Here is a 25,532-nt window from a genome sequence, read left to right on the forward strand (position 1 = left end):
CAACTAGCTCTATAACCTCTTGTAATATACAGGGTTTATACGTGTTGGCAGACATAGCCTGACCGCTATGATTTCTACTACATCCTATAGACTATTACTGCTTATTCCCACAAGGAGAGCATCTTGAAAAAGAATTTGCTGCGCTTTCTGACCCTGGCTATTTTTAGCACCGCGACTGCTACTGCAGCAGCGCAGGATTTTACCGAAATCCGTATTGCTACCGAAGCGGGCTACCCCCCATTTGAATACCTGAATCCCTCTGGCGAAATTGTTGGCTATAACATCGAGATCGGTAACGAGATCTGTAAGCGCCTACAAGCCGAGTGCGTTTGGATTGACCAATCCTTCGACAGCTTGATTCCTGGTTTGCAAGCTCGCAAATTTGACTTGGCTCACTCCACCATGACAGCCACTGACGCACGCCGCAAAGTGATTGATTTCAGTGCGCCGCTGTACGTTGTAGCCTCTCGTCTGGTTGCCAACAAAGACAAAACACTGGAACCCACGGCCGACTCACTAAAAGGTATGCGCATTGGCGTGCAACAAGGCACCACCATGGAAGCCCACGCACGCAAAGAATGGGCTCCAAACGGCGTAGAAGTCATTGCCTACCCAAGCTACACCAACGCCTACATTGACTTGGCATCTGGCCGTATCGACGCGTCTTTCCAAGAAGCTCCTAATGCCGTACAAGGTTTCTTAACCAAACCCGAAGGTGCAAACTTCACCCTAATGGGTGACACCGTTAAAGATAGCGCTATCCTGAACGAACCCATTGCTATTGGTGTACGTAAAGGCAATAAAAAGCTGAAAGATGCAGTAGATCAAGCCATCATTGATATGCAAGCTGATGGTACACTTGCTGCCATTACTGCAAAGTACTTTGAACCCGGTAACGTTGAGCTACCAAGCACACAACCGTAACCCTATTCTTTCTTAACCCGTACGAAGCAACAATGCTTGCTTCGTACTTAGCGCGATCTTTTTTATGTTCCTGATGGGCTATGGTCCCCAGTTGCTGGCAGGCACACTGGAAACCATCCAATTAGCCGTTCTGTCTTTGGCGGTTTCACTAGTGCTTGGACTGTGCGCGGCAAGTTGCAAGCTATTTGCACCTAGCCGCCTTTTGCGTTTTAGCGCAGCAGTCTATACCACTGTCATACGTGGCATTCCCGATCTGGTTCTGTTACTGCTGATTTTCTTCAGCCTACAACTCTACCTTAACGATCTGACTGACGCTCTATCTTTACCCTATATAGATATTGAGCCTTTCAGTGCAGGTGTAGCCACACTAGGCTTCATCTATGGCGCTTACTTTACCGAGACCTTTAGAGGGGCTTTCATGGCTGTACCACGTGGGCAGCTAGAAGCCGGTATCGCTTATGGTATGTCTCGCTGGCAAGTATTTAGCCGCATCCTGTTCCCACAGATGATGCGTCACGCCCTACCCGGTTTAGAAAATAACTGGCTGGTACTACTCAAAGCTACCGCCTTGGTATCACTTATTGGGCTGAATGACTTGGTAAAAGTCGCCCAGAATGCTGGTAATGTAACCTTCCACATGTTCCTGTTCATTTCCATCACAGGTTTGATCTACCTTGCGTTGACCACCCTGTCGAACAGCGTGTTTTACTTTCTGAATCGTCGTTATTCTGTAGGCATTAAAAAGGCAGAGCTATGGTAACGGTGATTGACGAATTTTGGCGTGCGTACCTGTACAGCAATCACGGACAATGGTCCGGCTTAGCCGTCACCTTGTGGCTGCTCACGCTATCGCTGTTTTTTGGTTTTATCCTCTCTATTTTTACTGCCATTGGGCGCAACTCAGCCCGTTGGTACGTTTCTAAGCCCATTTGGCTGTTCTCCTACGTATTTAGAGGCACGCCCCTATACGTACAGATACTGTTTATCTACGGCGGCTTGTACGGCCTAGATTTCATCAAAGAAACCCCAAGCTTGGCGTCATTTTTCCAAAGTGGTTTTAACTGCATGGTATTGGCGCTGGTGCTGAATAACGTGGCTTACACCACCGAAATCTTTGCCGGCGCAATCAGAGCCACACCCGCTGGCGAAATTGATGCTGCCAGAGCGTACGGCATGACCCGTACTACCATGTACCGCCGCGTCATCTTGCCATCTGCATTACGCCGCGCCCTGCCCGCGTACAGTAACGAAGTTATCTTGATGCTGCACGCTACCTCTCTGGCTTTCACTGCCACCGTGCCTGACATCTTAAAAATTGCTAGGGACGCCAACTCGGCCACCTACGAAACCTTTGCCTCTTACGGTTTTGCCGCTTTGCTGTACCTTGCCATCACTGTGGTACTGGTAGGCATATTCCGTCTCGTTGAAAAACGTACACTGTTATCTATGCAACCCCTGAAGCCTTAATCATGCAAAAACTGCAAGTTAAAAACATTCATAAAGCCTACGGGCAGAATCAAGTGCTGAAAGGTGTATCACTGGATGCGAACGCAGGTGATGTTACCTGCATTATTGGCTCCAGTGGCTCGGGCAAAAGTACGTTCTTGCGCTGTATTAACTTTCTGGAAATTCCAGATCAAGGCAGCGTGCAACTGAATGACCAAACCATACATGCCGTCACCAAAGACAATGGCACCATACGCGTATCAGACCTAAAAATGCTGCGCGATATGCGCACACGTCTGACCATGGTGTTCCAGCACTTCAATCTATGGGGCCACATGAACGTTCTGCAAAACGTCATGGAAGCACCTACCCATGTATTGAAAGTCTCCAAGAAAGAAGCCATGGAGCGCGCACGTCACTACTTGAACAAAGTAGGCCTGCCAACCAGCATAGAAACACAATACCCTGCCCACTTGTCCGGCGGACAGCAACAACGTGTGGCTATTGCCCGTGCATTGGCAATGGAACCTGAGGTCATGCTCTTTGATGAGCCTACCTCAGCGCTGGATCCTGAGTTAGTAGGCGAAGTGCTGAAAGTCATGCAACAGTTGGCTGAAGAAGGCCGCACCATGTTGATCGTGACCCACGAGATTGGCTTTGCTCGTCAGGTCAGTAACAACATTGTGTTCTTGCACCAAGGCGTCGTAGAAGAAAGCGGCAATCCATCGACAGTTCTGGATACACCACAAAGTGATAGATTGAAGCAGTTCCTAACAGGTAATTTGAAGTAATGATTGCCTAACACGGGTGCCTGTTGATTAGCAGTACAACCTGTATATAAAAAGCCCTTCATAGGAGTTTCTATGAAGGGCTTTTTTTTCGGCTGAATGTTTGGAAGCTATTTTGATGGCTAGTAGCTGCTGCAAGCTGTACTGCAGTTAGGCTCGCTATGTAAACGTTACTTGTTGCATTTGAGAGCTTTTTGGTAGCGTAGCAACTACTAATCGCATGAGCTTAGGCTGCGAAAAATATTTTGATTTGATGTCTCAAATCACAAAAAGATAGCCGCAGCCCCAGCGTGTGCTATGAACTCTCTGCTATAGCTCCCGCAGTGTCTCAAAACAAAAAAGCCCACAAATCCAAAAGGACTCATGGGCTTCTTGTAGCTGTTACCAGCTAAATACTGCGTACCTGATTATGCTTCTTCACGAGCAAACTTACGACGCTCATGCTCTTTCAGGTGACGTTTACGCAGACGGATGGATTTAGGGGTTACTTCCACCAATTCATCGTCATCAATAAAGTCTACAGCATATTCCAGGGACAAACGGATCGGTGTAATCAGGTCGATGTGCTCATCTTTACCGGATGCACGAACGTTAGTCAGTTTCTTCTCACGAATTGGGTTCACGATCAGGTCGTTGTCACGGCTGTGAATACCGATGATCATACCTTCGTAAACTGGGTCGTTAGGCGAAACGAACATTTTGCCGCGCTCTTGCAGTTTCCACAAAGCGTAAGCTACTGCTTCACCATCGTCTTGGCTGATCAGCACGCCGTTACGACGCTCACCCACGGAACCTTCACGCATAGGCTGGTAGGAGTCAAAAATGTGACTCATCAAGCCTGTACCACGTGTCAGTGTCATGAAGTCGCCTTGGAAGCCGATCAGACCACGTGCAGGAATACGGTATTCCAAACGTGTACGACCACGACCATCAGGGATCATGTCTTGCAAGTCACCACGACGGCGACCCAACTCTTCCATCACACCACCTTGGTGACCGTCTTCAACGTCCACTGTCAGGTGCTCGTATGGCTCCATCTTCACGCCGTTTTCTTCTTTGATCAACACGCGTGGACGGGATACCGCCAACTCGTAGCCTTCACGACGCATGTTTTCCAACAAGATGGTCAAGTGCAACTCACCACGGCCACATACTTCAAATGCAGTATCGTCACCGGTTTCGTTTACACGCAACGCCACGTTGGATTTCAATTCCAAATCCAAGCGATCACGAATCTGACGGCTGGTCACGAATTTACCTTCACGACCCGCCAATGGCGAGGAGTTAACGATAAAATTCATGCTCAGTGTAGGCTCGTCAATGCGTAGCAATGGCAGAGCTTCTGGCTTAGCAGGATCCATCAATGTGCAGCCAATACCGATTTCATCAATACCGTTGATCAGTACGATGTCACCCGCTTGGGCTTCTTCCACTTGTTGACGGTTCACACCTTTAAAGGTTTGAACTTGGTTGATGCGGCCTTTGATTGGCTCGCCTTCAGGACCAAATTTCAGAATCACGTCTTGACCAGCACGCACACGACCACGGTTTACACGGCCTACACCGATCTTACCGACGTAGCTGCTGTAGTCTAAGGAACAGATTTGCAACTGCAATGGACCATCTGGGTCATCTTCACGTTGAGGCACGTGGTCCAAAATAGCTTGGAACAGTGGGCGAAGATCGCCGGAACGCACATCATCAGTCAAACCGGCATAGCCGGACAGACCAGAAGCGTAAACAATTGGGAAGTCCAACTGCTCTTCTGTAGCACCCAACTTGTCAAACAAATCAAATGTTTCGTTTACAGCGAAATCTGGTCTAGCACCTGGACGGTCAACTTTGTTCACCACCACGATAGGTTTCAGACCTAGTTCCAACGCTTTGCGGGTTACGAAACGGGTTTGGGGCATAGGGCCTTCTACCGAATCCACCAGCAACAACACTCCGTCAACCATCGACAGTACACGCTCTACCTCACCACCGAAGTCAGCGTGTCCGGGGGTATCAATAATGTTGATGTGTGTACCCTCAAACTCTGCCGCGCAGTTTTTGGCCAAGATAGTGATACCGCGTTCTTTCTCGATATCGCCAGAGTCCATAACGCGATCGCTAACATGTTCATTCGCACGGAAAGTGCCAGACTGTTTCAGAAGCTGATCAACCAGGGTAGTTTTCCCGTGGTCTACGTGAGCAATAATAGCCACATTGCGCAATGCGCGACTCATAATGTTTCCTTAAGGTTAAGGTTAGCTGGGCGTAGCGTCTCGGGTAAATCAGCCAGCCCGATTAAAAGGGATTCAGGTTCCTCAGAATCCTGTATTGTGTCCAGCGTTACCGCCTTTTCCAATAAAAAGGGTCCCACAGCCGTACGACGCAATGCCGTCAGGTGAGCCCTATAACCTAAACGTTGACCAATATCTTGTGCCAAAGTTCGGATATACGTGCCTTTACTGCACTCCACTGCAATACGCGCAGTGTTCCCTTCGCAAGATAACAGCTCAATATTATGAATCGTTATTGTACGGGGTGGTCTTTCCAGTTCTATGCCTTGCCGTGCATACTCATACAGCGGCTTACCATCACGCTTTAAGGCCGAGTACATCGGTGGAATTTGTTGAATTTCACCTAAGAATTCTTGCAATACTTGTTTTACTGCTTCTACATCTGCACCGCCATCAGGCAGCTCCGCCGTCGCAACTACCGTACCGGTTAAGTCACCAGAGTCAGTTTCTGCACCGAAGGTAAGTTCTGCTTCGTATGCTTTATCAGCATCCAGCAACAGTCCAGAAATTTTCGTTGCTTTACCAAAGCAGCACACCAGCAACCCTGTAGCAAAAGGATCTAAAGTGCCAGTATGACCTGCTTTACGAGCATCCATCGCTCGTCGGGCACGTTGCAATGCGTGGTTACTGGACAATCCTTCATCTTTGTCCAGCAACAGCACACCATCGAGCACACGTCCGCGTTGTCGCCTCGCCATCGTATTTATTTTCCGCTAAAAAACGACGCGCCGACTCAGGCCTGGTCGTCGTCAGGATCGTCAGGAACAGCGTCAGTAGCCGTACTGAAAGAAGAACGGTTTGCTTCGTCGATCAGCTTGGACATGGCCATGCCACGCACCACGTGATCATCGTAGAAGAAACGCAGAGTAGGAACAGTATGGATATGCAACAAGCGGTATAGCTGCGAGTGCAGCCAGCCAGCCTTGGCATTCAGTACTTCAGTTGCAGTCTGTGGCTCAGCGCCAAAAACTGTGAAATATACTTTAGCGTGTGCATAATCAGCTGACAGCTCAACTTCTGTCAGCGTGATTAGACCAGCGCGAGACATATCTATCTCTCGCTGAATCAGCACAGCCAAATCTTTTTGAATTTGGTCGGCTAAGCGGACATTACGTCCGCCGCCAGCTTTATTTTTGTGTCTTGCCATGAATTACAGTGACCGGGCGATTTCCTTGATCTCGAAGATCTCTAGCTGGTCGCCCACTTGAATATCATTATTACCACGTAAGGTGATACCACAATCGAAACCTTGGCGTACTTCGCGGACATCGTCCTTGAAGCGTCGTAGGGATTCGAGATGGCCCGTCCAATGCACCACGTTGTCGCGCAGCAGACGTACCTGAGAATCGCGCTTGACGATGCCTTCGGTAACCATACAACCAGCCACACTCCCGATACGGGAAATGTGGTACACCTCGCGAATTTCTACCATACCGATAACTTCTTCGCGTTTCTCTGGTGTCAACATGCCGGACAAGGCTGCTTTCACTTCGTCTACCGCATCGTAAATGATGTTGTAGTAGCGAATATCAATACCGTTCAATTCGGCCAGTTTACGTGCGCTTTGTTCAGCACGTACGTTAAAGCCAATCACTACTGCGTTAGACGCGATAGCCAAGTTGATGTCGCTCTCGGAGATACCACCCACAGCGGCGTGCACAACTTGCACTTTCACTTCGTCTGTTGCCAGTTTTAGCAAGGAAGACACCAACGCCTCTTGAGAACCTTGTACGTCGGTTTTGATGATCAGAGACAATGTCTGTACACCTTCGCCGATGTTCTCGAACAGAGAATCCAGTTTGGCTGCTTGCTGACGCGCCAGTTTTACATCGCGGAATTTACCTTGACGGAACAAGGCGATTTCACGTGCTTTACGCTCGTCTTGCATTGCAATCAATTGATCGCCAGCAGCAGGTACTTCGGTCAGACCCTGGATTTCAACAGGCATAGATGGGCCCGCTTCTTTCAAGGACTTACCTGTTTCGTTCACCATGGCACGAATACGACCGAAGCTAGCACCTACCAACACGGTATCACCGTGGTGCAATGTACCGGTTTGAACCAATACAGTAGCCACAGGACCACGACCGCGATCCAGACGTGCTTCAATCACAGTACCTTGTGCAGGTGTATTCACAGGAGCTTTCAGTTCCAGCATTTCTGCTTGCAACAGCACTTGTTCCAACAGGTCATCAATACCATCACCAGTGCGTGCCGACACAGGTACGAAAGGCACATCGCCACCGTACTCTTCAGGCACCACTTCTTCTACCAACAACTCTTGCTTAACGCGCTCAGGGTTGGCTTCAGGTTTATCTACTTTAGTAATCGCTACAACCAGCGGTACACCAGCGGCACGAGCGTGGTGAATAGCTTCACGTGTTTGAGGCATCACGCCATCATCAGAAGCAACCACCAAGATCACAACGTCAGTTGCCTTGGTACCGCGAGCACGCATGGCCGTAAAGGCTTCGTGACCGGGGGTATCCAGGAAAGTAACGTTACCGCGTTCAGTTTTAACGTTGTATGCACCGATGTGCTGAGTAATACCACCAGCCTCACCCGATGCCACTTTAGTGCGACGGATGTAATCCAGCAAAGAGGTTTTACCGTGGTCAACGTGACCCATCACAGTAACCACCGGAGCACGAGGACCTTCCTCGATTTCACCAGTGAACTGATCTTCCAAGAAGGACTCAGGATCATCCAATTTGGCTGCAATCGCTTTGTGGCCCATTTCCTCAACCAAAATCATGGCTGTTTCTTGGTCCAACACTTGGTTGATTGTCACCATTTGACCCAGCTTCATCAGATGCTTGATCACTTCAGCTGCTTTCACAGCCATTTTGTGCGCCAAGTCTGCAACGGTAATGGTTTCAGGCACAGCCACTTCGCGAACAATTGCTTCCACAACTTGTGGTTGTTGCTCTACTTGACCTTGACGGCCACGGCCACGTCTACCACCACGGGTATTCGCATGCCAGGCTTCGCGCTCAGTGGAAGCAGAAGCCACTTCCGCTTTAGAAGGTTGTTTGCGACGGCTATCACCTACCCAACCAGTTTCGCCTTTGGCTGCTGGTTTAGGCGTGGTTTTCTTAGCGCTATCGCCGTTCTTAACATCTTTTTTCGCAGCCGGTTTGCCTGCTTTACGAGCAGCATCTTGGCTCTCAGCCGCACGCAATACTTTGCGAGGACGATTCAGCATTTCACTGATCGCTGCTGCTTCGGCTTCTGCTGCCGAGCGTGCGCGATCACGATCACCGTCGACTACAGCCGCCTGAGGGGCTGGTCTGCGTGCAGTAGGGTTACCACTAGACTGCGGACGGCCAGCGCCTTGAGGACGATCCGAATGGCGGTTAGCGCCAGACTGATTCTGTCCGCCACGCGGAGCATTCGCCCCACCTTGCGGTCTTGGGCTACGAGTTTGATTGTCAGCTTTCGCTGTAGGGGTGTCTTTGACAGGCTTGTTTTTAACGGCCACGTTATCCAGCTCTTCAGTTTGTTCTGCCTTCACAGGCGTTTCTTGCTCTACCTGTGATGTAACTTCAGGCACTTGCTCTTCAGACTGACTGACAGCTGGCGATACAGGTTGCCGTACCTGCTCTTCCTTGGCTGCTGTTTCTGCAGTCGGTTCGGTTTTTTGAGTCTCTACAACCGGTGCCTCTTTAACGGGCTCTGGTTGGGCCTCAACTTTAGTTTCCTGTACTGGAGCGGACTCTGCTACAGGAGCTTCTTTTGCTGCCACTGGCGCTTCAGCCACTACCTCTGGGGTAATCTCTGGCGCGGCAGTTGGCTTGCTTGCTACTTCCGGTGTAGCGTGTTCTGCTGCTTTTACAGGGGCTGTCTCTGCGTGCTCAGCGTCGCTTTGATCTTCTGTACGCTCTGCTGCTGCAGCTTTAGCGGCTTCAGCAAGAAGCTCAGCCGGATCCCGTTTCACAAATACGCGTTTCTTGCGGGTTTCTACCTGAATAGTGCGAGAACGACCAGAGCCATCAGCTTGACGGATTTCTGACGTTTTGCGACGAGTCAGCGTGATTTTGTTCCCACGCAATGACTCTAGCAGCTTCGCCTTATCTGCTTCGGTGACGGAATCGCTCACCGATCTGAGCTGAACACCTGCAGCACGCAATTGCTCCAACAACGATTCTGCAGGCATTTTCAGTTCTTGAGCGAACTGGGCGACTGTGTTACTCGGCATTCGACTCTCTCTTGCTTACAACTACTTATTCTATTAATAACAACCCCTGATAGTCGGCTCTCCTCTCTAGAGCAGGCCGACCTGCTGCAACGTCATCATGCGTCACCATCAAACCAGTGGGCTCGTGCACGCATAATCAGATTGCTCGCGTCTTCGGCATTTAGGCCAGTCATTTCGGACAGTTCATCTGTCGCCAACTCGGCCAAATCATCCAAGGTGGTGACTTGCTTTTCAGCTAGTGCAGCCACGATATCAGGAGTGATTCCTTCAATTTCCAATAGATCTTTTTCTACTGTTTGCACCAGCTCATCTTTAGCAATTGCTTCAGAAAGCAGTGCATTACGAGCACGTGTGCGCAACTCGTTTACAGTGTCTTCATCAAAGGCATCGATATCCAGCAGTTCTTGCAATGGCACGTAAGCCACCTCTTCAAGACCACTGAAACCTTCGTCGATCAGTACATCAGCAATACCTTCGTCCACATCCAAACGTTGCATGAACATGTTTTGCAGTTCACGACGCTCTTCTTCCTGACGATTCTGGCTTTCTTCTGGTGTCATGATGTTGATTTGCCAGCCAGTGAGTTCGGAAGCCAAACGTACGTTTTGACCACGAGCACCAATAGCTTTAGGCAGGTTTTCTTCATCAACCACTACGTCCATAGCATGTTTATCTTCATCGACCACGATGGATTCCACATGCGCTGGAGCCAGAGCACCAATCACGAATTCTGCAGGATCTTCTGCCCACAGAACGATATCGACCTGTTCACCGCCCAGTTCGTTACGAACAGCAGTGACTCGCGACCCACGCATACCTACACATGTACCGATAGGATCAATACGTTGATCGTAGGCAATAACGGCAATTTTAGCGCGCACACCCGCATCACGAGCAGCTGCTTTAATTTCCAATAAGCCTTGTTCGATTTCAGGCACTTCGTTCTCGAACAGTTCCTTGATGAAATCAGGAGCAGTACGAGACAGAATTACCTGTTGACCACGTGCTGTGCGGTCAATTGTTTTTACCAAAGCGCGTACACGGTCACCCATACGAATATTTTCTTTGGGGATCATTTCGCTGCGTGGCAAACGGGCTTCGATTTTACCCATCTCGATGATGGCGTCGCCCTTATCAATACGTCGGACTGTGCCAGACACGATTTTTTCGCCACGATCCAGGAAGTCATTCAACACCTGTTCGCGCTCTGCATCACGTATACGCTGCAAAATAGCCTGCTTAGCGGCTTGTGCACCGATACGTCCGAATTCTATAGGCTCCAAGGCCTCTTCAATGTAGTCGCCAATTTGTACATCAGGCACGATCTCAATCGCATCGCTGTACATCTCTTGACGATCAGGCTCTTGCAGGCCAGCCTCATCAGGCACGACCAACCAACGTCTGAAGCCTTCGTGCTCGCCCGTTACGCGATCCACCGCTACCCGTATGTCGGCATCTTCTTCGAAGCGTTTTTTCATTGCAGACGCCAACGCACCTTCTAGGGCGCCAAACACCACATCTGCTTCTACACCTTTTTCACGCGCCAGCGCATCAACTAGCAAAAGAATTTCGCGACTCATCGCTTTCTACCCTTGAAATCAAGAACGGGATCCAATTTGGCACGATCCACTTCATCAAATGTGAAAGTCAGGTCTCTGACATCGCCAGAGGCTTGCTCTAGTTCCAACACGAATTTGGTGTCGGCATCCACATTATCCACAGTGACGTCATCAGGGCTGATCAACACACCCTTAAACACTTTCTGGTTATCCACCGCCTCGTAAAAGCGCAGTTCTACCCTAGCACCGGCAAAGCGTACAAAGTCGCGCAATGTTCGCAGCGGACGATCTGTACCAGGAGAACTCACTTCCAGACGGCCGTAATCGACGTTTTCTACTTCGAAAACGCGCGACAGCTGTTTGGACACCCATTCACAATGGTCAATGCTCACCCCTTCAGGGTGATCAATCACGACACGCAACACGCCCAGTGGCGCGCGTTCCACATCGATCAACTCGATGTCGCTGCCTAGCAAGGCTTCCTGTGTTAAAGCGAAAATATCTGCCATAAAATCCAAAAAAAATGGGCTGACTGCCAGCCCACTGCTACCTTAAAAGCTTAGATCCGGTAAGTATCTGACATTACATACAATAATGATGATACCGTGCCAAGCTTTACATTTTAACAGAATTCGAGAAAAAATCCTGCCACATCCAGCGCTTAGCCCAGAAATAAAGCCACAGCCATGCGGAAGCCGGACTACACCTACTTCATAGCCCGGCCCTGTGGTGCATTAACGACGGTTAGTTCCTATACGCGCCAAGCGTGACTCGTGCGCATTAGAGGAACGTGGCTGCCAATCATCCCCCGAACGACCGCCTGTACGACCACCGCGCGCCGGAGCACGCTTAGCAGCCGATCGCGGCGCCTGTTGACGCTGCTCTTCGGTACCACGCTGCTCACCACTGCGGCGACGTCGATTTGCTGGCCCTGCCTGAGGATCACGCTGATCTCGAGCAGTTGAACCTGCATTACCGCGCGGCTGCTGACCACGACCGCCCGTACGGCGACCACCACGACCTGCCTCAGGATGGCCATTAGCCAAACCACCGCTTACCAGCATACCAGTTGTAGCCGTTGGATCCACATAGCCACCACCCTCGCTGGTACGCAGGCGGCCACGTCTATTAGTACGCGCACCGTTAGTACCATTTTGCTCCATGGTACCAAAGCCGGGAGGCAAAGCACTGTCATGACTTAGCGGTTGACTATGACGACGAGCACCACGACGACCACCGCCTGCACTTTCTGTTTCGCCTGTATCACGCCACAAGCCCACACGCAGCATCAACGCAGCAACCATGTCGGCATTCAGCTCTTCCCATCGACCACGACGCAGGTTACGCGGCAACACCACCTCACCAAAGCGTGTACGGATCAGACGACTCACCACCACACCAGCAGCCTCAAACATACGACGCACTTCGCGGTTACGGCCTTCATGCAAGGTCACACGGTACCAACGGTTACTACCTTCGCCACCGATGAACTCCAATTCGCCAAACTTAGCTTCACCGTCTTCCAGCTCAATACCGGTAGTCAGACGCTTCGCTTGATCATCAGCCAGCTCTCCCAATACGCGCACTGCGTATTCGCGCTCAGCGCCATAACGGGGGTGCATCATTTTGTTGGCCAAGTCACCGGATGTCGTGAAGATCAGCAGACCCTCAGTGTTCAAGTCCAACCTACCAATGGATAACCACTTACCTACGCGTACTTTAGGTAAACGCGCAAAAACAGTTTCACGGCCTTCTGGATCATCGTGCGTCACAATTTCGCCTACAGGCTTGTGGTACAGAATCACACGAGGCGGTTTATTGGCATGAGGACGCGCAATCAGACGACCATTCACACGAACTTTATCGTCTTGACCTACGCGTTGGCCAATGTGTGCAGGCTCACCGTTTACCGAAACACGGCCTGCAACAATCAACTCTTCCATTTCACGACGCGAACCCACGCCAGCATCAGCCAGCACTTTATGCAATTTGGGTTGTATCGCTTCGCTAGTCAGATAACGCCCCAAACGCTGGGACATTCTGGCTGTTTTATCCAAGTAGGACAGCGCGTGATCAGCTTCTTGATCATCTTCTGCGCTCATCTGCACTACTGGTTCTTGATCGTCCTGCACTGGCGCTGCTGCTTTAGGAGCGCGCGTACTGGTTTTGCGAGCACGAGGTGCGCGTGGCGCACGCGGCTGATCTGCATTTGCAGCGGCAGCAGCGGGCCTACGTCTACCTTTAGCTACAGGTTTTTGCTCTGCAGTTTCTTCCTTAACATCTTGGGTGGAGGAAGAGTCATCACGGGTACGTGCACCTGCTTCAGTTGCATCACCTCGACGACGACGAAACGGCGTGCGTAATTTACGCCCCTTGCCGCGCGAAGCAGATGCCGTAGAAGAGGACTCAGCCGCTTCTGCGCTACGCTCAGGCGCTTGTTCAATATTTTCCGTCATTGATTAAAAGACTCCAGTTTTTCTCATTCATTATGCTTTGATGATAAGTGTCAAAAAATTTCACTTCTCATCGCTTTCTTCATGTTCTGTAGTGTCGGGCTCATGCAACGTCCCTTGCTGTGTGTTATCCAGCTCCACAAGCTGTTGCATAAACACATCCTGCACCTGCTCTTCATCCAAAGAAGGCAAGTCCTGTAAAGAACGCAAACCTAAATCATCCAGAAATTGTCGCGTTGTACCTAGCAACGCTGGGCGCCCTGGTGCATCTCTATAGCCCAGTACTTCGATCCAACCTCGATCTTCCAACGTACGCACAATCTGCGTAGAAACACCCACACCGCGTATATCTTCGATATCACCACGAGTAACAGGTTGACGCCACGCAATGATGGCCAGTGTTTCCAACACCGCACGTGAGTATTTGGGCGGACGGTCCGGATTAAGTCGCGCCAGATAAGGCTGCATTTCAGGCCGGCTTTGAAAACGCCAGCCGCTGGATAGGGATACCAGCTCAAGCCCTCTATCATTCCAATCCAGCTGCAACATAGCCAGATGGTGACGCATTTGATCGGCGGAAATTTCATGCACACCGAACAACTGCCGTAATTGTGACAGATTCAGCGGCTCTTCTGTACATAATAATGCCGCTTCCAACACTTTTAAAATCTCACTATCTGTCATATTCAGTTTATTTTCCAAATGAGGCTTGCTTTTTTGAAACAGTCAGGTTACTATTATTTTTCTGACGCGGGGTGGAGCAGCATGGTAGCTCGTCGGGCTCATAACCCGAAGGTCGTAGGTTCAAATCCTGCCCCCGCAACCAAATACCGAAAGGGCTGATTTCTTAGAAATCAGCCCTTTTTCTTTGCCGATTCTATTTACACACAAACCCAACACGCACCCCAGCCCCTGTTCTTGCACACTGCGAATGAACACGGAAGCATTTTTCGTTTTCATGTTGTTAGTACACGCCTAGCTCGCACACCATTGTGCTGCGAAACCATATCGGCCATAAGAAAAAGAAAGGAAGGTGTGAGGGCCTGCTATGACGTAGTATGCAACTGCGTTACCATGCTGGCGCTTTCCGCGCCTGATTGCCCTGCTATCTATCAAAACAGTGGGGAGCCTCCCCACTAGTTTTGCCATTACATCATCAGAATCCTGCTTTATGCAAGATGCTTTTACTCTTTGGGTTTATGTGTTTTCTCTTTTGCAGGAGACGCAAACGGGAAAGCAGAAAACAAACCATACACCTGATCTTGCATCTGATCCTGCACCTGCGTGAACATTTTCTGGCTTTGTTCCGCGTAGGAGTTCATCATTTTTTGGATCATAGGCGTTTGCACCGTCATAAACTGTGCCCAAGCTTCTGGCCCTACAGGCTTGCCATACACATGCTTGGATTGTGCCAACAAACGCTCTTGAATCTCGATGAAAGCTTGAATGTTTTGCTCTAGATAACTACCCATCACGCCCTGCATGGCACTGCCATAAAAGCGAATGATATTGGACAGCACCTCTGCTGAAAACATAGGCACGTTCGCACTTTCCTCTTCCAAGATGATCTGCAACAGAATACTGCGCGTAATATCGTCATTGGTTTTAGCGTCTACCACGGCAAAACTTTCATTTGCCATCACCAACTGTTTCACATCAGCCAACGTGATGTACGAACTGGTGCATGTATCGTAAAGACGCCTATTGGGATATTTTTTAATCAATCTTACAGTTTCTGCTGCAGAATCTTGTGTCATAGACTACCTTTTCATTCTAAAAATACAGTACATCAGCCCATATGCAGGCCACCGTTGACCGAGAAATCAGCACCGGTAGAAAAACCTGAATCATCAGAGGCTAACCACGCCACGATAGAGGCAATTTCATCAGGCTCACCCAGTCTACGTACTGGAATGGTGGCTACGATTTTCTCCAGCACATCAGGACGAATGGCTCGCACCATATCTGTACCAATATAACCTGGAGAAACGGTATTGACGGTTACCCCTTTGTTCGCAACCTCTTGTGCCAATGCCATTGTAAAACCATGAATACCGGCTTTGGCAGTAGAGTAGTTGGTTTGGCCAAACTGACCACGCTGCCCATTAACCGAACTGATGTTAATGATGCGCCCCCAGTTGTTCGCCAGCATGGGCTCCAACACCTGCTTTGTGACGTTAAACAAGCTATTTAGGTTGGTGTCTATCACAGAGCGCCAGTCATCCAAGCTCATTTTACGGAACTGCCCATCGCGCGTAATGCCAGCATTATTCACCAGCACAGCAACATCACCGTGTTCTCTACGCACTTTTTCAAACGCCTCTACGGTAGAGTCCCAGTCAGACACGTTCCCAGCAGACGCATAAAACTCAAACCCTAGTTGACGCTGCTCATCTAACCATTTTTGCGCATCACGGTTTGGCCCACACCCTGCTACAACTTTAAAACCTTCACGCGCCAAGCGCTGACATATTGCCGTACCGATACCACCCATGCCCCCGGTCACATATGCTAATTTTCCAGACATACACTTTCTCCTTGTAGTCCTCACCCATACAACAACACGAGTTGGCCTGTGCTGCACCAACGTTCTTTTTTTATCTAGTGGTTAGGCTCTAACTCGCACGTAGCTTCCCGGCGCAGCACCCAGCGATGGGTAATGTGCATTGCCCGTACTTTTGGGCGCAGGCACATCAGCCCCGCTATGCATTTGTAACCACTGCATCCAATCGCCCCACCAACTACCGGGCAACTGTTGAGCCTGTTCAAACCACTGCTCAGAATCCAGGCCTTTATCTAAACTGCCTGGTTGTACTTGCGTCCAATAGTGACGCTTTTGATCTGCAGGAGGATTAATGACCCCTGCTATATGGCCCGACGCCCCCAACACAAAGCGCACATCACCTTGCAGCAACTGCGCACTACGGTAAGCACTGCGCCATGGCACGATATGGTCATCTCTGGAGCCATACACGTAAGTAGGCATAGCCAACGTGTTCAATTTCAGGGTATGGCCGTTAATACGCACCCCTTCTGGATTCTTTAAGTTATTTTCCAGATAGGTATTACGAAAATACCATGTAAAAAATGGCCCCGGCAGGTTTGTACCGTCTGCATTCCAATACAGCAAATCAAAGGCCGGCGGCGTTTTACCCTTAAGGTAGTTATCGGTTACGTAATTCCATACCAATTCTGCTGGGCGCAAAAAGGCGAAAGTAGTGGCCAGTTCGTTCGCTGCCAACAAACCACCCGCCCCTAATTGCCACTCACGGAAACAAGCCAACGCTTCGTCTACAAAGACCTGCAAAGCCCCCACATCGTCGAAGTCCAACATCGTGGTAAGCAAGGTCATCGCATTAACGGGATGCTCTCCTTGTGCTGCTGCCAAACTTAATGCTGAACTGAGCAGCGTGCCACCCACACAAAAGCCTAGCGCATTGATTTTGGACTGCTGCGTTATATCACGCACCACATCAACGGCTTGCAGCACACCACTATCTAAATAATCGCCCCACGTCGCATGAGAAATAGAGTCTTCGTCATTGGCTAGCGGATTACGCCACGACATTAAAAAGACTTGATAACCCTGCTCTACCGCGTGTTTCACAAAGGAGTTACGAGGCTGCAAATCTAAAATGTAGTATTTATTAATGCACGGTGGTACCACCAGTAAGGGGATAGCTTTAACCGTAGTCGTAGTGGGACGATAGTGCAGCAACTCAAACAGCGCATTGCGATACACCACGTCACCAGCAGTAGTAGCTAGATTCTCGCCGAGTTGGAACTGGCTTTCATCGGTTTGGCTTAGCCTACCTTTTTGCAGATCTTCCCAGAAATTTTTAGCGCCCGCCATCAAGCTTGCACCTTGCGAGAACAATAAATCTTGTTGTGCGTCTGGATTCGTTGCCAAGAAATTTGCAGGTGAGATAGCCTCAATCCATTGCATCAGCGCAAAGGAGAGTCGTTGCTGCTGTTCCACCCCTATAGAGGCTTGATCCGCTAGTTGCTGCAACGTGTCAGCGTAGAGCTCCCACACGTGTGCCGCCATCAATGATTGGGGATGAGATTGCCACGCACCACTTTTGAAACGGCGGCTTTTGGGCACGCCCAGGGTTGCTTGTGCCGCAGCCTGTTGCAACGCCTGCCAGCGCTGCTCAAAGTCGGCACGAATAGCCTGTAGCTCATCAGGACTGATGAAAAAAGAAAGAGGGTGTACCGCAGCCTCAGCCATCGTAATTTGTCTCCCTGTCGCCAAAGCCATCTATGGGCTTTTATTGAACGGTCAAACAACCAATCACACGCAGCAAGCTTGCATGACAAGAAACGCGCAACGCCTTTCACTTGCCGCCACACCTACACTTTGTAACATCCAGAATAAACAACTAGGCTTGGCTTTGCAACCACGCTACCGTCACGAGCCGCCCTGTGGATGCTTGACGTCTGTATGAGTAATAGCGGTCAGTACGCTCGTAGCTGCACTCACCACTTAATGCCACAGCAATATTTCCATCACAATGCTGATGCAAACGGTGACGCGCAATGCCCGGCAAGTCGGCAAAGTACTTGCCAGCATTCACTGCTGGAACAAAATACATGCCATAGTGCGCATTGTTATCTAGAAATGCCTCACGCACTTCTGCGCCCACCTCAAAATGTTGCTGGCTAATTGCCGGCCCCACCCATGCGTACAACGGCCCTTGAGTAGTTGTTTTAGACCGCATTTGATCTACCATGCGTTCCAGTACGCCCGATGCCAGCCCTCGCCATCCTGCGTGCGCGGCACCCAGTACGCCTCCTAAGGAATCATACACCACTACTGGCAGACAATCCGCTGTCATGATTGCCAAGACTTTGTTTGTTTGTGTTGTGATGGCGGCATCCGCTTGCGGAGGCTCATTACCCGAAGGCACATACACGTCCGCATCCAAGACTCCCGTCCCATGCACCTGCTGTAACCAGACAGGCTCGCTGGGCAAACTTTGTCTAAGCAAGGCACGATTGGCTGCCACATCAGCTGCCTCATCAGAACAGTGCGCGCCTAAATTCAGCCCATCCCAATCACCACGGCTGTAACCGGGATAACGCAAACTGCTGAAATACGAACAACCGGCCCACTCCGGGCCGGTAATTGTAGATACCTTTAAAGGTTTTTCCATTCAATGCACTCCCGTACAGCGTTCATATCATCCGGTAACGCTGATTCGAACTGCACCAACTGCCCAGTAGCAGGGTCTTCAAAGCCTAACCCTCTGGCATGCAGCATCTGACGCTCAGCGCCCAGCATATTTTTACCGCCATACAAATCATCGCCTAACAAAGGATGCTTTTGACTCGCTAGGTGTACACGGATTTGATGTGTACGGCCCGTCTCTAGTTTGCACACCACTTCACTAAAGGCGATACCGCGCTCAGCCAAGCCATGACGTAAACAATGGAAGTGTGTAATAGCTTCACGAGGAGCAGAACCGTTCACAGCCATACGGACCGGCACATGAGGATCACGACCTATAGGTATATTAATGGTACCTTCGGGCGCTACAAAACCATGCACCAATGCTCGGTATTCGCGTTTAACGCTACGGCTTTGCAATTGGCGCACCAGGTGTGTTTGCGCCGTCTCTGTACGTGCCACTACCATCAAACCTGAGGTCATCTTATCCAAACGATGCACAATGCCTGCACGCGCCACTGAAGCCAACTCAGGGTAGCGGTACAACAAGCCATTCAGCAAGGTACCTGTCCAGTTACCTGCACCGGGATGCGTAACCAAGCCTGCAGGCTTATTTACCACAATCCAATGCGCACTTTCCTCAACCACAGGGAAATCCACAGGCTCTGCGGTAAAAGCCGTAGATTCAGGTGCCGCCTGTTCCTGCACCGTGATAACATCGCCGGGGTACAAGATATGGCGTGTACGCACTACCTGCTGATTCACCTGCACATGTCCTTCCTCGATCCAGGACTGCAGTCGGCTACGCGAATGCTCTGGCAACAATAAGGCCAGTGTTTTATCTAAACGCTCGGGTTCCTGAGTGATAGGTAACACAAAGCGACGCTCTTCCACTGCCTCGTCGGACAGGAGATCGTGTAAATTTTTTGCAGTATTAGTGTCTTGCATAGCAACAAATCATATAATCAGTCTGAAATGCTAACACCAAGGATGCTTCTGTGACTCGTCTTGCTCGTTTTTTTCTATCTCGAATCGCTAATCTTCAGCGCTATGCCAAAGCTTTGGCAACACTCTGCGTAGTATTGGTGATTGCGGGTTGTGGTGCCACCAAGCCTACCGTAGATCCTACTGCAGGCTGGACAGCAGAAAAGCTTTACCAAGATGCGCGTGAAGAAATGAATGCTGGCAACTGGAAAGCTGCCCGTACTAGATTGGAAGCCATTGAAGCTCGCTACCCGTTTGGCACTTATGCGCAACAGGCTTTGATTGACCAAGCCTACATTAACTGGAAAGACGAAGAACCAGAGCAAGCATTAGCTGCTATTGACCGTTTCCAGAAGCAATACCCTAATCACCCCGGCAGTGATTACATGCTGTACCTCAAAGGGTTGATTACGTTCACACCGCCTAGCGCGATGTTGACGCGGTTCACACGTCAAGATCCTAGTGAGCGTGATCCCCAAGGCTTGCGCGAGTCGTATGAGTCATTTAACGAGCTGATCAATCTATACCCTGATAGCCGTTATGCCGCGGATGCCAAACAACGTATTACATGGTTGGTAAGCACTATTGCAGAAAACGAAGTACACGTTGCTGAGTACTACTACAAACGTGGCGCTTATATCGCTTCCATTAACCGCGCACAACGCGTCATCACTGATTTTCACGGTGTAGCTATTGCTGAAAAAGCGTTGTACCTGATGTACTTGTCTTATGACGAACTAGGTGAAACCGCTTTGCGTGATGACACTAAACGCATCATGGATGAAAACTTCCCAGACAGCATTCTCTGGAAGCAAGGCCTGGATACACCTAGCAACTACTGGAATCCTATCAACTGGTTCTAAGCACGTTTCACGCATACAAAAAAGGCTGCCTTATGGCAGCCTTTTTTTATTCCTCTTGTTGCTTGTCTTTGAAAAAAGCCAATGCTCGCTGTGGGTCTCGTGTACGCGAAAATGGTGGCAACCCGCGCCATAACAACTTGCCGTAAGGTTTATCCACAATACGCGCATCACCTACCACTAAGACGCCCCAATCTTGCTCAGTACGAATCAAGCGTCCTGCCCCTTGCTTTAAGGCAATGGCCGCATCGGGCAACTGGTATTCCATAAACGGATTACCGCCACGCTCTCTACACGCATTGATACGAGCCTCTAGTACTGGATCATCTGGTGGTGCAAACGGCAGCTTATCAATAGCCACTAAAGTCAACGCATCACCCGGCACGTCAATACCTTCCCAGAAGCTCGCACTGCCCACCAACACCATGTTGTGCCCATTGCGGAACTCTTCCAACAATACGCGTCGTGAACGCTCGCCTTGACGCAACAAAGGTCTAGTAATACCTAAGTCTTCAAAACGCTCTTGTAGCAGCTCAGCAATACGCTCAACCGAACGCAGCGTGGTACACAGCACCAACACCCCACCTTTAGCTTCCTGTATCAGTGGTATCAGCAACTCCACAAAGCGTTCATTGAATTGTGGCGACGAGGGTACTGGCAAACTATTAGGTACAAACATCAGCCCTTGCTGAGGGTAATCAAACGGAGACGGCCACACTTCAGTACGGGCTTGCCACAGGCCCAACTGGTGCACGAAGTGAGCAAAGTTACCATGCACCGACAAGGTCGCCGATGTTAGCACCCATGCCTGATGCGGCTCTCGGTAGCGCGAAAATATCTTTGCTACTGACAACGGTGCGCTATGAAAACGCAACGACGTTTGTGTGTGCTCTACCCAGCGCACCATCTCATCGGCAGCAGACTCTTTTAACTCGGCAGAAGCCGTATCAGGCGCTAACGCATGACGCCCTTGCCTATCTGGCTGACTCCATAAAAACAACCGTGCGCGCAACAGCAGTGCCTGTTTATGAGCCGCGCCTAGATCTGGATGCTTTTCTGCCAGCATATCTAGCAGCTTGATAATTTTGTCTAATTTTTCCAGCAGTTCCTCTAGAGCCTCATCAAAAGCCTCTGGCTCAGGAATCATCTCGAAGGTGGCGCGAGCACCTGGCATCTTAGCGACTTCAGCTGTAGCCAAGCGTAAGTCTCTACAGGCTTGTTCTAATGCGCCCGAAACAGCACTCCAATCCACCACGCCACGCGCATGACCTAAACCCGCCACCTCAGTTTGACGCGCCAAATCTAACAAGTGATGCAGTGATACCGATGTACCCAGGAAACGGGTAGCTACGTCAGGCAACTGGTGTGCCTCGTCAAACACCACTGTGTCTACCGCTGGCAACAGGTCGGTAATACCCTCTTCACGCAGTGCCAAATCGGCCATAAACAACGCGTGGTTCACTACCACCACGTCGGCCTCTTGCGCCTTACGGCGTGCTTTCAACACAAAGCAATCACCCACATACGAGCAGTCTTGCCCCAAGCAGTTTTCACGTGTGGAGGTTACCCGCGACCAAATTTCAGCATCTTCGGGGATGCTAGCCAACTCGGATTTATCGCCTGAGCTGCTGGTTTCGCTAAACCGTTGGATTTCGCGCATCCACGTTACTTCGCGGCGTGATGCAAACCCACGACCATCTTGCTCTGCACGCTCTAAGTGGTAATGACACACGTAGTTGCCACGACCTTTCAACAACGCCACCTGCACAGGCAACCCCAAAGCCTTGCGCAAGTGTGGCAAATCGCGCCTAAACAACTGGTCCTGCAAGGTACGTGTCCCCGTGGACACTAGGGCTTTTGAGCCACTTAGGAATACGGGAACCAAGTACGCCCAGGTTTTTCCTGTACCCGTACCTGCTTCGGCAATTAGTATTTCGTGATCTGTGATCGCCTTATGAATAGAGCGTGCTAGCTCTAATTGGCCCATACGCAAATGGTATTGCTGCACAGACTCCGCCAGAGGTCCACCCTCAGCAAAAATTTCGTCAAGTTCCTGTGTCAGCATGGTCATAGTTCTTTCAATATCTCTGCACGGCTCTATAATCAAAGCCGATCATTTTTTACTGGGTTCCCGTTCATACACGGGATTCACGTCAGCCTCCGGCATGGCACCAAGCCCGACCTTTTGTTTTTTGGCCGTATTGAATCCATGACAACTACCCCCTCCTCTTCCCCGCGTACCATTGACCAAAACCGTATTTTGCAACAGCTCGCAACCGAGTTGAGCATACGCCCTAATCAGGCCACTGCGGCAGTGGATTTGCTGGATGATGGTGCCACCGTACCGTTTATTGCCCGTTACCGTAAAGAAGCCACTGGTGGTTTAGATGACGGTGTACTACGCGAGTTGGAAGTGCGCTTATTGTATCTGCGCGAACTGGAAACCCGCCGTATCGCCATTTTAGATTCGATTGAGCAACAAGGTAAGCTCAATCCTGAACTTCTTTCCGAAATCACTTCGGCTGATACCAAACAGCGCCTAGAAGACTTATACACTCCTTACAAACCCAAACGTCGCACACGCGCACAAATTGCCCGTGAAGCTGGTTTGGATGCCTTGCTGCAAAACATTCTGGACAACCCCACCAGTGATCCGCTGGTACTAGCCGAAGCCTTTGTAGGTGAAGCGCCATTTGATAGCAGCAAAGCAGCGTTGGATGGTGCTCGTGACATTCTGTCTGAGAACCAAGCCGAAAATGCTGACTTGTTAGCCAAGCTACGTGAATACTTATGGAACAGCGGTTTGCTGTACGCCAAAGTCGTAGAAGGCAAAGAACAAGAAGGCAACAAATTCCAAGACTGGTTTGATTTTAGCGAAACCCTGCGTACCCTACCCTCGCACCGTACATTGGCGCTGCTACGCGGCCGCCAACAAGGGGTACTAACGTTACGCTTAGGCTTAACCGAAGAACAAGAGGCGCTGCACCCTCACCCCTGCATTGAACGCATTGCTGAACTCAGCAACAGCGCTGCACGCTTTGACAGCCAAGCCACTGCTCACGAAGCATGGATGGCCGAAGTATGCCGCTGGACATGGCGCGTAAAACTGCTGACCTTGTTTGAAACTGAGCTCATTACACGTTTGCGTGAGCAAGCTGAGCAAGAAGCCACACGTGTATTTGCTGCCAACTTACGAGATTTACTGCTAGCAGCCCCTGCTGGCCATAAATCTGTATTGGGCCTAGACCCTGGTATTCGTACCGGTGTAAAAGTAGCTGCCATTGATACCACTGGCAAACTGCTAGACACCGTCACCATCTATCCTTTTGAGCCACGCCGTGATGTAGAAGGCAGCTTAAAAGCCTTGGCCGCTATCGCTAAGAAACACAACATTGAGCTGGTAGCTGTAGGTAACGGTACTGCATCGCGTGAAACTGAAAAACTGGTTTCCGAATTGCAAAGCCGCCACCCTGAACTTCAACTCACACGCGTTTCTGTGTCTGAAGCCGGAGCATCGGTGTACTCAGCCTCTGAGCTCGCCGCCAAAGAGTTTCCTGAGTTGGACGTAAGCTTGCGTGGTGCGGTATCCATCGCCCGTCGCTTACAAGACCCATTGGCTGAATTGGTAAAAATCGAACCCAAAGCTATTGGTGTAGGCCAATACCAACACGATGTGAATCAACGTGAGCTGGCTCGATCACTAGAAGCCGTGGTTGAGGATTGTGTGAACGCGGTAGGTGTAGACGTGAATACCGCCTCTGCTCCATTGCTGATGCACGTATCTGGCCTGAACGCTACACTGGCTAAAAACATTGTGGAATGGCGTAACAGCAACGGCGCATTCTTGTCCCGCAAGCAATTGCTGGACGTACCACGCTTCGGCCCCAAAGCTTTTGAGCAAGCTGCTGGTTTCTTGCGTATTCCTAACGCTGACAACCCACTGGATGCCTCCGCTGTTCACCCAGAAGCCTATCCAGTCGCTGAACGCATCTTGGCTCGTATTCAAAAGCAGGCCAAAGAAGTGATGGGCCAAAGCGGTGCACTGAAAGGACTATCCCCTAACGACTTCACCGACGAGCGCTTTGGTTTGCCTACTGTTCAGGATATTTTTGCTGAGTTTGAAAAACCTGGCCGTGACCCACGCCCTGAGTTCAGCACAGCCACCTTCATGGAAGGTGTTACCAAGATCTCTGACTTGATCCCTGGCATGACGCTAGAAGGCGTAGTGACCAACGTGGCTAACTTTGGCGCATTTGTGGATGTGGGCGTACACCAAGACGGTTTGGTGCACATCTCGGCGCTGTCTGATCAGTTTGTAAGCGACCCACGCGATGTAGTGCGTGTAGGTCAAACCGTGAAGGTCAAAGTGCTGGAAGTAGATGTGCCGCGTAAACGCATTAGCCTCACCATGCGTTTAAACGACGATCTGCCTAGCTCTGGTGGCAGCGATCGTCCAGCTAGCAACAAAGGCCAACGCAACAATAATCGCGCTCCACAGCAACGTCGTGAAGAACCCGCGATGAACAATGCTATGGCGGCAGCGTTTGCCAAACTGCGTAAGTAATACGCGTTAGGCGTAGGTTGGAAACGGCTCCTTTTAGGGGCCGTTTTTATTGCGGGGTACACAACTACCATTACTCAAGAAAGGGCTGTAAACCTATCCATATTCAAAGCAACCGGGGGACGGAGAGGAAACTTTTTTGATTTGGTGTCTCAAACCACAAAAAGTATTCCTGCAGTTCCCAGCGTGTGCGATGAGAGCAGCACAAACGAACTCACCACTAGCTGCAGTAGCTAGCACTGCGAAAAGTATTTTTTAATTTGAGACACCAAATAAAAAAATACTTTCCTCCGTTTTCCCTTCA

General features: G+C 50.2%; 19 protein-coding genes, 1 tRNA gene and 1 pseudogene. 7 read left to right on the forward strand and 14 right to left on the reverse strand.

Annotated elements, in window-relative coordinates:
* Nucleotides 1-123: 123 nt before the first annotated feature.
* The 4 genes from ACLO87_RS14625 to ACLO87_RS14640 all read left to right on the forward strand — a co-directional run bounded on the left by ACLO87_RS14625 (nucleotide 124) and on the right by ACLO87_RS14640 (nucleotide 3,161).
* Nucleotides 124-924 (forward strand): transporter substrate-binding domain-containing protein, encoded by an 801-nt coding sequence (locus ACLO87_RS14625; RefSeq protein WP_135862666.1) that lies wholly within the window; start codon nucleotides 124-126, stop codon nucleotides 922-924.
* A 64-nt stretch (nucleotides 925-988) separates the two neighbouring features.
* Complete coding sequence (locus tag ACLO87_RS14630) at nucleotides 989-1,684, forward strand: ABC transporter permease (RefSeq protein ID WP_135862669.1); 696 nt, start codon at nucleotides 989-991, stop codon at nucleotides 1,682-1,684.
* A complete protein-coding gene (gene hisM / locus ACLO87_RS14635; RefSeq protein ID WP_135862670.1) occupies nucleotides 1,678-2,391 on the forward strand; it encodes a histidine ABC transporter permease HisM in 714 nt (237 codons plus the stop codon). The genes ACLO87_RS14630 and hisM overlap by 7 nt, the downstream gene beginning before the upstream one ends.
* A gap of 2 nt (nucleotides 2,392-2,393) precedes the next feature.
* The gene (locus ACLO87_RS14640; protein ID WP_430224094.1) at nucleotides 2,394-3,161 is read left to right on the forward strand and encodes an ABC transporter ATP-binding protein; all 768 of its coding nucleotides are present in this window, start codon (nucleotides 2,394-2,396) and stop codon (nucleotides 3,159-3,161) included.
* A 404-nt stretch (nucleotides 3,162-3,565) separates the two neighbouring features.
* On the opposite strand, the gene typA is transcribed toward ACLO87_RS14640, so the two are convergent.
* The 8 genes and pseudogenes from typA to scpB all read right to left on the reverse strand — a co-directional run.
* The gene (typA, locus tag ACLO87_RS14645; RefSeq protein ID WP_135866886.1) at nucleotides 3,566-5,386 is read right to left on the reverse strand and encodes a translational GTPase TypA; all 1,821 of its coding nucleotides are present in this window, start codon (nucleotides 5,384-5,386) and stop codon (nucleotides 3,566-3,568) included.
* On the reverse strand, nucleotides 5,383-6,141 hold the full coding sequence (gene truB, locus ACLO87_RS14650) for a tRNA pseudouridine(55) synthase TruB (RefSeq protein ID WP_135866888.1): 759 nt from the start codon (nucleotides 6,139-6,141) through the stop codon (nucleotides 5,383-5,385). The genes typA and truB overlap by 4 nt, the downstream gene beginning before the upstream one ends.
* A 35-nt stretch (nucleotides 6,142-6,176) precedes the next feature.
* Nucleotides 6,177-6,590, reverse strand: a complete 414-nt coding sequence (gene rbfA, locus ACLO87_RS14655; RefSeq protein WP_430222334.1) for a 30S ribosome-binding factor RbfA — start codon at nucleotides 6,588-6,590, stop codon at nucleotides 6,177-6,179.
* 3 nt (nucleotides 6,591-6,593) lie between these two features.
* Nucleotides 6,594-9,641: a translation initiation factor IF-2 gene (gene infB, locus ACLO87_RS14660; RefSeq protein ID WP_135864670.1), complete on the reverse strand. Its 3,048-nt coding sequence runs from the start codon at nucleotides 9,639-9,641 to the stop codon at nucleotides 6,594-6,596.
* A gap of 95 nt (nucleotides 9,642-9,736) precedes the next feature.
* Nucleotides 9,737-11,221 (reverse strand): transcription termination factor NusA, encoded by a 1,485-nt coding sequence (gene nusA, locus ACLO87_RS14665; RefSeq protein WP_135864672.1) that lies wholly within the window; start codon nucleotides 11,219-11,221, stop codon nucleotides 9,737-9,739.
* A complete protein-coding gene (gene rimP, locus ACLO87_RS14670; RefSeq protein ID WP_135864674.1) occupies nucleotides 11,218-11,709 on the reverse strand; it encodes a ribosome maturation factor RimP in 492 nt (163 codons plus the stop codon). The genes nusA and rimP overlap by 4 nt, the downstream gene beginning before the upstream one ends.
* Before the next feature lie 225 nt (nucleotides 11,710-11,934).
* Nucleotides 11,935-13,656: a 23S rRNA pseudouridine(2605) synthase RluB gene (gene rluB / locus ACLO87_RS14675; RefSeq protein ID WP_430224095.1), complete on the reverse strand. Its 1,722-nt coding sequence runs from the start codon at nucleotides 13,654-13,656 to the stop codon at nucleotides 11,935-11,937.
* Between the two features lie 165 nt (nucleotides 13,657-13,821).
* Nucleotides 13,822-14,337: pseudogene (scpB, locus tag ACLO87_RS14680) on the reverse strand (SMC-Scp complex subunit ScpB); the annotation flags it as partial.
* 65 nt (nucleotides 14,338-14,402) lie between these two features.
* Here scpB and ACLO87_RS14685 point away from each other — a divergent pair.
* Nucleotides 14,403-14,479, forward strand: a tRNA-Met gene (locus tag ACLO87_RS14685).
* Nucleotides 14,480-14,837: 358 nt separating this feature from the next.
* Here ACLO87_RS14685 and phaR read toward each other — a convergent pair.
* The 5 genes from phaR to ACLO87_RS14710 all read right to left on the reverse strand — a co-directional run bounded on the left by phaR (nucleotide 14,838) and on the right by ACLO87_RS14710 (nucleotide 19,771).
* Entirely contained in the window at nucleotides 14,838-15,410 is a 573-nt protein-coding gene (gene phaR / locus ACLO87_RS14690) for a polyhydroxyalkanoate synthesis repressor PhaR (RefSeq protein ID WP_135864680.1), read from the reverse strand.
* A gap of 32 nt (nucleotides 15,411-15,442) precedes the next feature.
* Nucleotides 15,443-16,180: an acetoacetyl-CoA reductase gene (phbB, locus tag ACLO87_RS14695; RefSeq protein WP_135864682.1), complete on the reverse strand. Its 738-nt coding sequence runs from the start codon at nucleotides 16,178-16,180 to the stop codon at nucleotides 15,443-15,445.
* Between the two features lie 81 nt (nucleotides 16,181-16,261).
* Nucleotides 16,262-17,884, reverse strand: coding sequence for a PHA/PHB synthase family protein (locus tag ACLO87_RS14700; protein WP_430224096.1), 1,623 nt, complete (start codon nucleotides 17,882-17,884; stop codon nucleotides 16,262-16,264).
* Nucleotides 17,885-18,035: 151 nt separating this feature from the next.
* Nucleotides 18,036-18,809 (reverse strand): peptidoglycan editing factor PgeF, encoded by a 774-nt coding sequence (gene pgeF / locus ACLO87_RS14705; protein ID WP_430224097.1) that lies wholly within the window; start codon nucleotides 18,807-18,809, stop codon nucleotides 18,036-18,038.
* Nucleotides 18,794-19,771: an RluA family pseudouridine synthase gene (locus ACLO87_RS14710; RefSeq protein WP_135865540.1), complete on the reverse strand. Its 978-nt coding sequence runs from the start codon at nucleotides 19,769-19,771 to the stop codon at nucleotides 18,794-18,796. Before ACLO87_RS14710 ends, pgeF begins: the two co-directional genes overlap by 16 nt.
* Before the next feature lie 83 nt (nucleotides 19,772-19,854).
* Here ACLO87_RS14710 and ACLO87_RS14715 point away from each other — a divergent pair, with 83 nt between their 5' ends.
* The gene (locus ACLO87_RS14715; protein WP_430224290.1) at nucleotides 19,855-20,670 is read left to right on the forward strand and encodes an outer membrane protein assembly factor BamD; all 816 of its coding nucleotides are present in this window, start codon (nucleotides 19,855-19,857) and stop codon (nucleotides 20,668-20,670) included.
* Nucleotides 20,671-20,716: 46 nt separating this feature from the next.
* Here ACLO87_RS14715 and ACLO87_RS14720 read toward each other — a convergent pair whose 3' ends face one another.
* Entirely contained in the window at nucleotides 20,717-22,732 is a 2,016-nt protein-coding gene (locus ACLO87_RS14720) for an ATP-dependent DNA helicase (protein ID WP_430224098.1), read from the reverse strand.
* Nucleotides 22,733-22,876: 144 nt separating this feature from the next.
* Here ACLO87_RS14720 and ACLO87_RS14725 point away from each other — a divergent pair, with 144 nt between their 5' ends.
* The gene (locus ACLO87_RS14725; protein ID WP_430224099.1) at nucleotides 22,877-25,231 is read left to right on the forward strand and encodes a Tex family protein; all 2,355 of its coding nucleotides are present in this window, start codon (nucleotides 22,877-22,879) and stop codon (nucleotides 25,229-25,231) included.
* Nucleotides 25,232-25,532: the final 301 nt, after the last annotated feature.

Source organism: Paenalcaligenes sp. Me52 (assembly GCF_050487965.1).
Lineage (GTDB): Bacteria > Pseudomonadota > Gammaproteobacteria > Burkholderiales > Burkholderiaceae_B > Paenalcaligenes.